A 13044-nucleotide genomic window follows, 5' to 3' on the forward strand; every position below is an offset into this window, starting at 1 on the left:
CTTAGACCTGCAGCTGGGACAGCAGTAATTGTCGTAGACGGCGCCAGATCTGTTGGCCCGGCGGCTCCCAGTTGAAGTTGAAGCGGACATAGGCGCGACCGCCGAATGCGGTGGCCGCCGGTGCATTTTCGGGCAGTACAAGATCAATTTGGAAGACGCGTTGCAGCGTCTTTACGCCTTCGGGATCGCCTGGATCGACGGTGAAAGCGCCGCCGCCGGCGCCCCCCAAAGCCCTGCTGGGAAGGACGTCACGGCCTGCCGGTATTTCGCGAATGGATTCAACGGGCAACGTCTCATCAGGGCGTTCTGCGAGTTTAACTTCGGCGCTCTGCAGCCGATGGCGAACGAGGTCGATGTCGTCCTGACGGATTGTTGCACGCACGATGCGTGAACCGGGAGTAAGTACGTAGCCGATCTGTTGCCCTTCCCGCAGGAAGCGTCCCGGCAGATCCTGTGGTTTCATAACAGCAAAGGTGCCCTCGCTGCGGCTGCGCACGATGAGGCGCGCGGCGCGATCGGTCACGCTCGCGAGCTCGGCGCGTACCTGCCCCAGTTCCGTCGTAGTGATCTCCGCGCTCGCGCGGTCAGTAAAGCGCTCGATCGCAAGCCTCGCCTCGAGTTCGGCGACGCGTGCGCGGAGAATTGCGAGTTCGCTCTTGAGTGTTGATTCTTCGCTTTCGACCAGCGCTTCTCCGGCTGTGACGCTCATGCCCGGATGGACCAGAAGCGCGCGCGCGAAGCCGTCGGTTCGCGCGCGCACGATTGCATTCTCCGGCAACCAGACGACGCCTTCCGTCGTGGTGTAAGAAGGGACCGGAATTAGGAAAAGCATCAACCCGGTGGCCAGAATCATGCCGAAGGTCGCCGCCACGGCGCGGCCGCGATTGCGATGAAGGCTCGGGCTCGCGAGCACGAACCACAGGGCCTTGCCGATCGGCAGCGCAACCCCTGTTAGCAGGCTCCAGACGGCGATCGAGACGCCGAGGGCGAGATACTGCGAGGCGAGGAACATAGCGATCGCGAGCATCACGACCTGCCGGTAAAGGAAAGCAGTCGGTGCGTACAAAAGGAGCCAGACTCGTTCGCCAGTCGTGGCTACGAAATCCTTAGATCCATCCGCTCGAAACGCGTAGCGATTAATAATGTAGCTCCAGTACCTGGTAGCACGCTGCGCCAGGTTCGGAATTTCCAGCAGATCCGCGAGAATGTAGTAGCCGTCATATCGCAGGAGTGGATTGCCGTTGTATACCACGGTCGAGACACCAGCCACGGCCAGTGCGTCGAATGCGAGCGCGCGAACAAGTCCAGCCTCAACGGTAAGCCATACGTAAAGCGCGAGCGCAGCGAAGAACACTTCGACAATCATTCCGGCCGTGCCGACAAGAGCGCGCCTCCACTTGCTGCGGAATGCCGATGCGGCAGAGGCGTCGACATAGGGCAACGGGGCGAACACCAGGATCATGACTCCGAATTCGGGTACTGTTCCTCCGAACGCCGTGACCGCAAATCCGTGCCCAAATTCATGCAAGGTCTTGAGCAGGAGATAAACCAGCGCGAGCGACAGAAGGTTGTCGGTGGCTAGGATTCGGTCGGAGGCGTCGGCTGTTAATTCCTGCCAGTGTTGTGCCGCGAACAGAGGCGCCGGCAACACCACCAGTAGCCACAGCAAGGCACCCGGCAACCCGAATAACCATTCTGCAAGCGGCCGGGTATGCTCGAAAAACCTGACTGGATGCCAGAGCGGCATCCGCAGGGCCAGCGGGTAGATCACGTTGCCGAGCCACCTGGAGCGTCTAGCTTTCGCGGCACGTGCGACCAGCGCACTTGCATCCGGAGTCACTTCCGTTTGTAACAGGTCAAAAGCGCTGAGTTCGGCCAACAATTGGATGGCCTCGCTCTGGCTCGGCGCCTCCTCTGCAAGAGCGGATCCGACCTCGTGCCAGATTTGGTCAACCGTTCGCACGCCGTCCATCGCAGCCACGATCATGTAGCCGGCGGGCGACAAGCGGTGCATGCGGCCGGTCGCGTGATCCTGCACGACGTACCAAATGCAGCCCCGATACCGATGTCGGTGCACCGAGGTGTGGTCGCGAAGCTTCGGCCTGCGTTGCGCGACGCGATACCAGGACGAGCTTAGAAACGGGGCTGCGGTCATATTGCCCCTCTCACGGCAGGTACTTCCACGCGGCAAGTCGCAGCCAATCGATGATAGGATGCAGCCAGATCCACGCAATCGGGCGTCGTCCGGAACTGATCTTTGCAACGCCTTCCATCCCGGGGCGCAATGCAAGGCCCGCTTCCGAGAGGCGAGCCTCAATCCGAAAAGCGTTGCGTCCCTCGTCGGCGAGCGTAACCGGCGTGATCTTGTTCAGGGTCATCGGCACCGGTTCGCCGGGCCTGCCTGCGAGTGCAACGGTGCCGCTCTGCCCGACCGCCACGAAGCGAACGTCACGTTCGTCGACCTGAACGATCAAACGATAGGAATTGAGTGGCGCCACCTCGAACAGCGTCTTTCCCTTCTCGACGGGAGAACCGAGCATCTGGCTCAGGTCGCCCGAGACGACGACACCGTCGAATGGAGCGAGGATCCGGGTGCGCGCGAGCTTCTCTTCCGCGAGTGCCAACTGCGCCTCCGCCTGCCGGATCTGCGGTTCCAGTACCACGAGGCCGTTGCGATTGTGCTTGGCGAGCGCCTCGCGATCGCGTTGAAGCAGCTTGTCGAGTTCGGCGCGCCACTTCAACCGATCGAGAACGAGATCCCGATCGTCAAGCTGGGCGAGAAGGTCGCCCTGCCGCACCGTGTCGCCAGCTCGTGCCGGGGCCGCTCGAACAAATCCGTCGAACGGAGCCACAGCTGCGCGCTGTACTTCGCCCTCAAGCACCGATTTCGCGGTGACGCGGTGCTCGCCTTTCGCAAAGACCAACGTTAGCGCAAGCACCATGACACTGCCGACGCAGAGCTTGAGGGTCGGCCGCCGTGCGCCGAACAGTGCCGCGCATCCGTCGCCGATACCGTCAATCACACGTCCGCCCAAGAGCCGGTTCGCCCGCAGTTGCAAAGCGATCTGAGGTCCCAGCAGCGCCGCGATCCCCTCTACCAACTTCAGCGTGTCGTCCGTAAAGGGGTCGGCGCGGTGACGTTCGAAAGTGAGAGCGCCGGCCGGTTCTCCATAAGGGCCGGCCAGTATAGCTGACATCGTCGACGAGCCGGACGCCTTTGCTTCCTCCGCCAGTGCCCGATGGGCGATGGCCACGACGCGTCCCATCGTCGGCAATGGCGGATAAACGACGCATCCACGCTGCTCGATCGCCTCTTCCATTGCGCTCTCGATCGCATTGGCGAGGCGGCTCTCGCGTTTGAAGCTAGCCGAGAACGAAACCGCGCGCAGGCAGATTGTACCATTACGACGGATAATCCCTAGCGATACGCGCTCGCACCGCAGGCGGGTTGTCAGCTCATTGACCACCGCGATTCCCATACCGCTCAGCCGCGGCTGCGCGTTCACTGTGACCAGGAGGTCGAGGCACGATGCCGCTCGCGTTACGTCAGACGAGAGATCCTTAGTGTGCCTGGCCCAAGGCAATGCCTCGAGCCAGCCCGCACCCCAGCGCAATTGCTCCGCGACGATCGCCGGGGTGACCAGGGGCTTGGCGGCCGTCGTCGTCAATGCGATGGCTACAGCCGCAATCGGCTCGTTCGTAGTGCCGAGCGGCAGGGCGACTATCAAGGCCACAGGTTGCGCGGGCCTGGAATCAGGACCGACGCGACCCGGAGCAATGACCAAGCGGCGTTCCGCGTAGGCGGTTTCGGCCAGGCGCATGAGATCGCGGGCATCCACATCCCGAGGCGGCCACGTTACCGATAGTAACGGAGCAGTTGAATCAACCCGCCGCAGGAGCAACAGACCCGCTGACACGCCGGCAATCCGGCTGCATTGCAGCGCCAACCAGGCCGAAACAAATGTCGCTTCGTTTCCCGCGTTCAGCAATCCTTGCCAGTGCGGCGATGTCGTCGCATCTGCGGGCACCTGCCGCAATTGCGGGGCGGGACCCCCGCTTGCTGTCAAGTCGGGTTCAGACATGTGTTGTCCACAAGAGCGCCGACCAATGACTTTGGTAGTGTTGTCGGAGGGTGGCAGTCATCTTCCGCCAATCCATCGGCTATATTATTTTTCGAATTATGCCATTTTAAGTTAATTAAATCCAATTAATATTATATACGAATAGCGCGGAAGCGGAATTCGATGGGAACTCGCATAATGCGTCCGATTGAGGGAATTGCCCGCAGAGCTCAGCGGATGAACTACGTCGTTTTGTGCTTGTACCTACCGGTGGGGATCTTGCTTGCCGGTTCCGGTGCAAGGGCAGAGACCCCAGAAATCTCGACGGGGGAGCGAGAATTCAATTGCGTGATCGAGCCGCAACAAACCGTCAAGCTGGCGAGCCCCACAGTCGGCATGATCGCGCGCCTCGATGTTGATCGCGGCGATATCGTTCGGGAGGGCCAGATCATTGGCAAGATCGAAGATGGAGTCGAGGCCGCAACGCTGGCGCTCGCGCGGGCCCGTGCAACCAATGGTGCTCCCGTGAAGTCGGCCGAAGCCCGCGCGCAGTTCCTGCGTCAAAAACATGAGCGTTTAAAGGAGCTTCATACAAGGTCCGTCAGTCCACTCGCTTCACTCCAGGAAGCCGAAGCGGAGGTGCAGGTTGCCGAGCAGCAACTCAAGGAGGCGCAACTCAACAACGAGCTTGCTCGTTTGGAAGTCGCGCACGCCGAAGAGGTTGTGAATCAACGCGCGCTGCGTAGTCCGATCGACGGCGTGGTGGTCGAGCGGCTTCTCGTTCCGGGTGAATATCGAAATGACCAGAGCCCAGTCCTCACCCTCGCACAGATTGATCCGCTGAGGGTCGAAGTGTTCGTGCCCACCGCATATTTTGGTCAGATCCGTGCCGGCAGCAGAGCCAAGGTGCGACCGGAGCTGCCCATCGGGGGCGTCCATATTGCCTCTGTCACCGTTGTCGACCGCGTCCTCGACGCCGCCAGCGGAACGTTCGGGGTGCGTCTGGCCTTGCCAAACCCGCGTTTGGCGCTGCCTGGGGGAATTCGCTGCAAAGTCGCATTCGTGCTGGAGGGCGGCAATCCGGCTCTGATGGCTGGTGACGCGCCATCATCCTTTCAAAAATAGAGTGCGTCGATCATCGCGAGAGCCTGAGCGGTTGATTCTGGTGAGGCCGAAGTGCGGTTTACTAAGTCTCTGCAGGAAAAGTTTCGCTTGTATTAATTTAATGGCGCCATTATTGAATTGGAAATTTAATATGACGCTGAGTTCTGTCGGAGACGTCGAGTTCGTCGGCGAGATCGAACGCGATGGCAAGCCATCGTGGTCGGGGCAGGGGCCCCATTTGGGCACGCGTCCTGTAGAATCCCTCGTGAGACAATCCGCGCGCTCCCGATCTACTCGGACGCCCTCGAACGCGAGATCCGATTGGAGCGGCACCTCATTCTGGAACGGCTCGCCCCCGCCCTACGCGCACAGATTTCCCGCCGCGAGCGCATCACCCACTGATCAAGGGACCGCCGGTAGATTGCCGGAGGCGATCGAAAAGGCGCAGCCGTCAGGATCGGTTAGTGGGGTCAAATCGGCTGCCTTGACAAACAACGCGACCAACACTCGACATCGCCGGTCCTGATCGTCCAACCCGAGCGTCCGGATCGAACCCGGATTCCAAAGCTCCGCAGGCTTCTGTCAGGCGGTGGCCTGCGAGAAGCGATGGTGCTGGCGATTTCGACTCGCGTCCCCGCCTTGCGCACAAAATTCGGCGCACAACCGCGGACCGAGTGCGCGGCGCTTCCCTGTTGTAAAAAATATGCTGCTGATTGCAGCCATTCGCTTGGCGGGCGAAGTCACCGCTACGATTGTCGTCTGACCTATGAGGGGGACGAAGTTCGGGCCAGCGCTCCTTCGGCGCCGTCCGCCCGATAACAGCGCGACGCTCGCGACGCGAACACAACCGTCGGTGACAGATGGCATAACCGCGTAAGGGCAGCAGCGCTCCCGGAGAGAAGCAACCGAGGCGCATTTGAACCTGCTTGTCCACTGGCAGGCCGAGCGTTTTAGTCCGAGGCGCAATAATCGGATTGTTATTTTCGTTGCTAATTATATATATTAAATATATTTAAATGGGCGAATTAATCGCGCAGTTCTGCCCATAGCCTGGCTGCGCCTGGATCCGAACCTCAGTAGGGATCGGCAGATGTATCGAGTCTCCGGCTCCGTCTTGGTTATAGCGATCGCCATGATGGCCGGAGGTACTCCATGGGCGGGGGCAGGACGCCTGGCGACGCCTACGCCTCCTCAAGCGGCACTAGGGCGCATCGAACTTGGACGGCCCACACTTCCGCCTCTGACGTACACGATGTTCTGCCTGCGCTACGAGGCCGAGTGCCGCTCGCGGCGGGGCTTCCGCGGCGGTCCAGTCCGGCTGACGGAGGAACGGTGGGCGGATCTCTTAGAGGTCAATGGTCTGGTCAACTTGTCCGTTGTGCCTGCGCCCAACCATCTCGGCTTAGACGGCGAGGCGTGGAGCATCAATCCCGATCGCGGGGACTGCAATGATTACGCCGTAAGCAAACGTCACGAACTCCTTCAGCGTGGCTGGCCGGCGCGGGCCTTGCTCCTGAGCGAGGTCATCGTCAGTTCTGGAGAGCATCATTTGGTGCTGCTCGTGCGCACCCGGAGCGGCGATCTCGTGCTCGACAATCTTGCTTCAGAGATCAAGCTGTGGTCGCGGGTCCCCTATCGTTGGGTTCGCGTACAAATGCCGAGCAGCAATCAGCTGTGGTCGACGATCGACCGCGGAAAGGTATAAATTTGGCCGAGCCAGCACAAGGCAATCACCATTTCCTTTCCACGACTAAATTAGTAACCTGTCGCGAAAGGCGCGGAGCCTTTCGTCGGGACCGACCAGGAGCCCGATCAGGCACACGGCCGAGTGACCACTACGAACCGACCGTTCGATCGGCCAGTCCCATCGAGCGCCGGGTTGAGTGTGAGCTCGGTCGAGGCCTTCGGGCAGGAGGGGGGGGCAAGCACCTCGAAGTCTCCCGGTATGGCGTTTGCCGGGAGGACTTAGGTCATATTGAAGGGGAAATTCATTTCAACGTTGCTCTTGTTCCAAGCTCCGAACAGCGAGCTTGATCGCGTCTGTCGACCTGCCCGCTGGCGTCGATCCGGCTTCCAGCCCATAGCTCGTTCGCGACCGGTCGCGGTGAGATCTGGAGGTCCGCCCACCAAGGCGTCTTGTTACCATTGCGGTGTAGCTCTTCATCTTGACGATGCGTACGGTGAATTCGTCGCTGACCTTGCAGGCGAACTTGACGCGGCTAGCGTGGGACGGAAGCTGTTTGCAGACCAGAAAGGCCTGAGCGCGAAGGAAGAGCGATCCGCCTTGCTGTGCTTGCGCGATCTGGGCGAAGGGGAGTCCAGCCTCAGCGCTCAAACTGGGTGGACGCTTTTCGCACCGGCCTGCCAAGGTTCAAGAGGAGGACTATTCTCGGTTGGCCATGAGTCTGAGCGGCAGCTTTTTTGACTTTGATCTGGTTGGCGGCTGCGGGGCGCCGCCTCCTGAAGCGAGTTCTTCAGTCGCAGGCGGCCGAAACTAGTAGGAGACCCGCGCCGGTACCGCCGAGCTGCGCGTCCTAAGCTGCGTAGGGGCCCTACGTTCCGGCTTCTTCAAACCGCCGCGCATGGCCGAGAAGTTTAGTTTAAGGTGGTGGGATGAAGGGTCTCGCCGGCCCGCCGACGGTGAACCTTACCGCGGCCGATCTCAATTTCCCCATCTTCCTCGGCGATCGCCGCCAGATCCAACAATCTCGAGCAGGTAGCCGCTGACATCGTTGAGGTGAACGCGTTGCATGACGACGGTGATGACGCCTTTTGTCGTCTAACCGCGACCTGAGCGTGTTGGAGAACCACAGGTTGATGGCGTCCGGCTTCTGCGGATCATCGATAATGAAAATACCGCCGCCTGGGCGCTGGTCGCATCGTTTAGTTCAGGAGGATGCAATTCGGCGATTGTTATCTCGCTGGACGCTTGAAGGATTCGCGGTGTTTGATGTTGCTGCGATCGACTGTCTATTTGATCGAGACGTTGTACGGAGGATCCGCAAAACATCATCGCTGCTTGTTCTCCGACCCTCAGCGCGGGCTAGATCGGCTTCAACGCGAGCGTCGCCACACAAGCCGCCGAGAGACCGCGCGGGGTCGTCGGCGCGCGACGATAGCGCGGCGGCGCACCTCAGCCGGCCCGGCGGCGCCTTTGCGCGGACGAGCGATCGATCAGGAGATCGTTTAGCTTCTTGCCGGCTCGAAGCTGCGCTTTCAGCCATCGGGGCTGCTTACCGCGACCAGACCAAGTTTCGGACGGATTCTTCGGGTTCCGGTATTTCGGCAGCACCGGCGGGTAGGGGCGGCGCGGACGTTCCTGGGTCTGAGTCGGACCGGCGGTCCCCTCAATCTTACGAAGCCGCTGTTCGAGCTTGGCTTTTTCAGCAGTCATCCTGCGACTGAGGACGGTCGTGACCTCATCGTAAAGCCGCCACAGCTCGGCTGTGGTCATGTTTGCCCAGTCGTCCTTCTCCATGGAAGCCGTCCCCAACTACTTCCGAACCTACACAGGAGGGGGATTATCAGGTCAAGCCGGGGTCGGGCAAGCGCGATGCGGGCGCGCGCGGCGCCTGTGTGCAACGCGGTACCTGGTGCTACCGATTGGGCCCGTGCCTCCGACCGAGCGGTCGCTTCCCTGGCGCCCTCCGCCCGTGGGCTCGTCGCCTGGGCGCAAGCAATCGCTGCTCGGCCTTCAACACGCGACTACGTAGGTTCTGCAATTCGGTAAATTGAACGATTAGGGCCTGATGTGTTTGACGCAAAATAGCTGAAGAATACATGTGACCACCTACTCATGCCAACGATGACCCCGCGGCCGCTCATTGAAGTTGCTGAATTGACGGAATCAGCTCCAACTGGGGACCGGGTTTTCATCGGTGCTACACGGGCTGCGATCAAACGCAGCCAAATTCTGTGTTTGATTGCCATCCTCGCTTTGGTGAATAGTAATACTTTTCTTGCCCTCCCTCCGGAAAGCGAGGCTTTTCGAATGGCCTCGCTTCAGTGAAACTTCGTCGAATGTTAGATTCGAATCGTGAATGACCCTATATATCGTTCGTAATAACCGGCCTTGGCGAAGTTAGATGGATGTTGACCATAATGACAACGCAGCCGATCGGGTGCCGATGACATTCTCCGAGAGAACTTGTAGATCGAATCTACCAATCGTTGTGAAAAGAATGGCGCTTTCGTCGAGGAATTCGCGGTTTTAACCTTGCGTGGAGCACCGCATTCTTACGGTGCTGCACGCATTCTCTGAGCGAGTTACGCTAGCGCGGCCATCGAGCGTTGCTGCTTCGTGCTGTCTCAAACCTAAGCCTTGCGACGTTATGGCCGAGCTGATTGGTCATGCCTCGCGCGTCTCAAAGGAGATGCCGGATTAAACGGCTGCACGGGGGGTGTTAGCTACAGGCAAGGGAAGCATGCGCCGCATCAGAGTTGTCATCGCGGATCGACACCCGATCGTCTTACAGGGAATCCGGAGCGTTCTTGCGACGCAGCGTGATTTTACGATCGTTGCGTCGTGCAGCGATGGTGCAAGCTGTCTTGAGGCAATCCGATTTCTTGTGCCGGACATCACGCTTGTCGATGCTGGACTGCCCGATGTGAGCCGACAGCAGATCCTCGCTCTTGCAAACACTGTAGGCCCAGCTGTCCCGATAATCTTCTTCGCGGGTATCGCGGGCGACATTGAGCTACAGAGGCTGGCCTTGGATGGCGCCTGCATCATCCTCCCGAAGGACGCGAGTCCGGAGATGCTGGTCGCAACCCTGCGGAAGGCTGCTCAAGCCGTAGCAGCAGGCTTGCCGAGCACCGGGAACGGCAACCAGGAGCCCCGTGCCGGCGAGAAGAAGCCGCTGACACAACTGACGGACCGGGAGCGCCAGATCATGCGGCTCGTGTCGGAGGGGCTATCGAATAAGGAAATTGGGCGTCGCTTGAATATTGCCGACGGTACGATCAAAGTCCACCTTCATCACATCTTCCAGAAGCTGGATATCAGCAATCGTACAGTTCTCGCGGCATTGGCGATTTCGCGAAACGAGCTGCATACAGCGCCACGTGAGCCGGATCCCCCGGATCTGTTGCGTCAGGATCCGCCCAGCGTGAAATGACGAGGACGCCTGGAGGGTGCGCGGGGGCGCGCTATGGTGGCGCCAGATGCTCAATCATATTGCGGCAAGCCCCTTCAGCCTCGGCCAACGTTCCAAACGGCGAGCCGCCAATCTTGATTGCAGCTTGGTTCTTGTGGAGCGGACGCCAACTCGCCAAGTAGCCGTTGCGTCCGTGAAAGCCCGAACCTCCGGGGCTTTCAAAACTGATCACGAACGAGAAGCCGTGGCTGCTCGCGCTCCAGATCTCCATGTCCCGGACGGACCGGTGGAATTGCAGTGGCATCACAAAGATCCTTTGCAGCCGAACTCGCGCTCGGCCAGTTAAACGCAAATTAACTATATTAAATGCCGAGGCGCAACTCAAAATTCGCGCAGCAAGCTGCAATGCGTCGGGCGCGCCGAGAGGAAAACACGGAATTTCAGCGTTCTGTCGGCGCGGCGCACGTTCAGTAACTCCCGCCGGGCCAAGGAACATTCCTGGTTGAAAACGTATTTAATATATAATAGGGTATTTAAAGTTTTAATTCGAGGAGAGCGTGTCGTGACCCGGGATGGTAATGAAGATGACGACCGGCGGGCGTTTTTGAAAACCTGCGGAAGATTTGCAGCCGTGACGCCCCCTGTCATGACCCTGCTTCTGTCCACTTCCCTGACCTCAAAAGCCATTGCAAGTTCAGGCGGCCTGCACGGGGGAGGCAGAACGACAGGGGCCAGTCGTTCTTCGACAACGACCGGTCGTCCGCGGCGGGGCCGGGGAACTCGAGCGGAGGGTCATCTGGGGGCGGCGGAGCAGCTGGCGGTGGTGGAGCAGCTGGTGGTGGCCCTGCTGGATCATCTCGTGCCGGACGGACATCCGGCGGTGGCGGCGGTAGCGGCGGGTCCGGTGCTGGCGGAGGCGGTGGCAAAGGGCCGTTCGCGACCGGCGGGAGCTCTGGAATTCGAAGCGCGGATGGTGGGGTCGATTGCGCAGACGAAGAGAACGAGGAAAAGCGCAAGGCCGATTGCCCCAGAGCTGATACTCGGATTTCGAGCGCAATCGAATCCAGCCGGTAGGAGTCTTCTCAGCCCATGCATGAGCGCGATGGGCCGCCGTGCGGCCAGCAACACTGGGCCTTTGCTCCAGCATGCTGAAAGTGTGGCCGAAAGCGCGTTGAGCAAGCTATGGTTGGCTTCGGCCGAGGGCTCGGACCCTAAGCCGCCAAGGTTCTGAGCTCGCTTGCGCGCAGGATTGGGCGTTTGCAACGACAGAGTCCCGCGCACTTTTGCCAAAATTGCGAAGGTACACGGGACCGGTTCGCGAAAGCGAACCGGCTCTACGAGCTTGTCCCGGCTATTCGGCTACCGGGCAAGTGGGAGGCCCGTCGCGCTGGCCCCCCATGAACGAGTCCGACCGCGCCCTGCGAAACTATCCGATCGATTTTGCGGCTCATGACCTTGTAGCACTCGCATGCCACGGCTTCGAGCCGCGGCCGATCAATCTCGAGCTGGCCGCGCCGATTGGATTTCAGCGCTCTTGACGCGCGCATTGTGCTTACGACATGTGTGACGGTGGTGCGGCGGACGCCCAGCAATTCCGACAATGTTTCCTGGGTCAACGGGAGGAGATCGCCTCCATTCGACCGGTCGTGAATGTGAAGCAGCCAGCGCGCCAGGCGGGCTTCGACGGAATGCAGTGCATTGCAGGCGGCTACGTGCTGAAGCTGCGTCAACAACGATCTCGTGAAGACCTGCACCATGGATGTGATTGGAGGGCTGCGATGTTGCGCTGCCAGAAATTGCACCGGCGAGATCTGCAGCGCGAACCCAGGTATGCGAACGACTGCCGTCGCGGGCGAATTGGATGCGCCAAGCGCTGACGTCAGGCCCACAGCCCCCTCGTGGCCGATGATCGCTGTGGCAACTGTCTGGCCGTTCGGCAGCGCCATGATAGCGGCGATCGCGCCGCTCAGGGGGAAGAGAAGATGTTCGACCCGGTCGCCCGATCGGGCCAGCACGGAATCGCGCTCGATCTCGACTTTCCGCAAATGAGGCGCAAGCAAAGCAAAATCTGCTGGCGGCAACGCTGCTAACAACCGATTACCAACTCTGGTCGCGTGGTCCATCATGGGATTGGTCCCCGACGGATGCTCGGCCTAGGACTCATGCCGGTTTGTCGAGCTGCTCTGCAGAATGACAGCTCAACGGCAAGCCAACTGGCCGCCACAGATATGGTTCCTATGATGGATGGTGAGCATGCGCAGGACCCACAGCCGCACGCTGTAGCGGAGATCCTATGCCTCTGGCTTCAGCTGGCGCTAGGCAAGGCCGCCGCGGACATCACACCGATCGCATCAACCTTGTCGCGAGCAGGCTGCGCGAGGGCAGAAGAGTGTCCTCGCCAGGGAACGCTCTCCGAACCAGCTCTTCGACCACGATTAGAGAAGCGCAAGACGCCTGCAAACGCGCTCTGAATCACCCAGTGTCCGTATCGAACAACCTCCAGAATAGTTTCTGGCCGATCGGACTAACACTGGTATGAATGTGCGGCTATGCCCATCTTCTGCCAGACAATCCCTGGGACGCGATCGGCAAGTCATTGATGGTCTTCAACCCGTTGCTATCTCTTAATCAGCGCGTCCCAGATTCGAGGCCTGATGCGCCCACGATTCCATGGCTTCGCCCCCTGTCAAGCGACGTCCGGATTTGACCCCGCAGCGACATGAGGAAGTGACCCCCTTGTTGTTTGCAGGACTGTAGCAAGCCGCTCGCGAAGCGCGCCCGTC

At 60.2% G+C, this 13044-nt stretch carries 8 protein-coding genes; 3 read left to right on the forward strand and 5 right to left on the reverse strand.

The window, feature by feature from the left end; all coding sequences use genetic code 11:
* Position 1: 1 nt before the first annotated feature.
* Positions 2 to 2155, reverse strand: a complete 2154-nt coding sequence (locus tag IVB12_RS11235; protein ID WP_247298833.1) for a peptidase M50 — start codon at positions 2153 to 2155, stop codon at positions 2 to 4.
* A gap of 10 nt (positions 2156 to 2165) precedes the next feature.
* Positions 2166 to 4082: an HlyD family efflux transporter periplasmic adaptor subunit gene (locus IVB12_RS11240; protein ID WP_247298835.1), complete on the reverse strand. Its 1917-nt coding sequence runs from the start codon at positions 4080 to 4082 to the stop codon at positions 2166 to 2168.
* A 216-nt stretch (positions 4083 to 4298) separates the two neighbouring features.
* Here IVB12_RS11240 and IVB12_RS11245 point away from each other — a divergent pair, with 216 nt between their 5' ends.
* Both IVB12_RS11245 and IVB12_RS11250 read left to right on the forward strand, forming a co-directional pair.
* Positions 4299 to 5186, forward strand: a complete 888-nt coding sequence (locus tag IVB12_RS11245; RefSeq protein WP_247279019.1) for an efflux RND transporter periplasmic adaptor subunit — start codon at positions 4299 to 4301, stop codon at positions 5184 to 5186.
* A gap of 1189 nt (positions 5187 to 6375) precedes the next feature.
* Positions 6376 to 6870 carry a transglutaminase-like cysteine peptidase gene (locus IVB12_RS11250; RefSeq protein WP_346658495.1) on the forward strand — a complete coding sequence of 165 codons (495 nt, stop codon included), beginning with the start codon at positions 6376 to 6378 and terminating at the stop codon, positions 6868 to 6870.
* 1428 nt (positions 6871 to 8298) lie between these two features.
* Here the strand turns inward: IVB12_RS11250 and IVB12_RS11255 are convergent.
* Positions 8299 to 8643, reverse strand: coding sequence for an H-NS histone family protein (locus tag IVB12_RS11255; protein WP_247298839.1), 345 nt, complete (start codon positions 8641 to 8643; stop codon positions 8299 to 8301).
* 946 nt (positions 8644 to 9589) lie between these two features.
* Here IVB12_RS11255 and IVB12_RS11260 point away from each other — a divergent pair.
* Positions 9590 to 10282, forward strand: a complete 693-nt coding sequence (locus IVB12_RS11260) for a response regulator transcription factor (RefSeq protein ID WP_247298841.1) — start codon at positions 9590 to 9592, stop codon at positions 10280 to 10282.
* A gap of 31 nt (positions 10283 to 10313) precedes the next feature.
* Here IVB12_RS11260 and IVB12_RS11265 read toward each other — a convergent pair whose 3' ends face one another.
* Positions 10314 to 10565 (reverse strand): hypothetical protein, encoded by a 252-nt coding sequence (locus IVB12_RS11265; RefSeq protein WP_247298843.1) that lies wholly within the window; start codon positions 10563 to 10565, stop codon positions 10314 to 10316.
* A 1030-nt stretch (positions 10566 to 11595) separates the two neighbouring features.
* Positions 11596 to 12387, reverse strand: coding sequence for a Crp/Fnr family transcriptional regulator (locus tag IVB12_RS11275; RefSeq protein WP_247298845.1), 792 nt, complete (start codon positions 12385 to 12387; stop codon positions 11596 to 11598).
* Positions 12388 to 13044: the final 657 nt, after the last annotated feature.

This window comes from Bradyrhizobium sp. 179, assembly GCF_023073535.1.
In the GTDB taxonomy this organism is placed as follows: Bacteria; Pseudomonadota; Alphaproteobacteria; order Rhizobiales; family Xanthobacteraceae; genus Bradyrhizobium.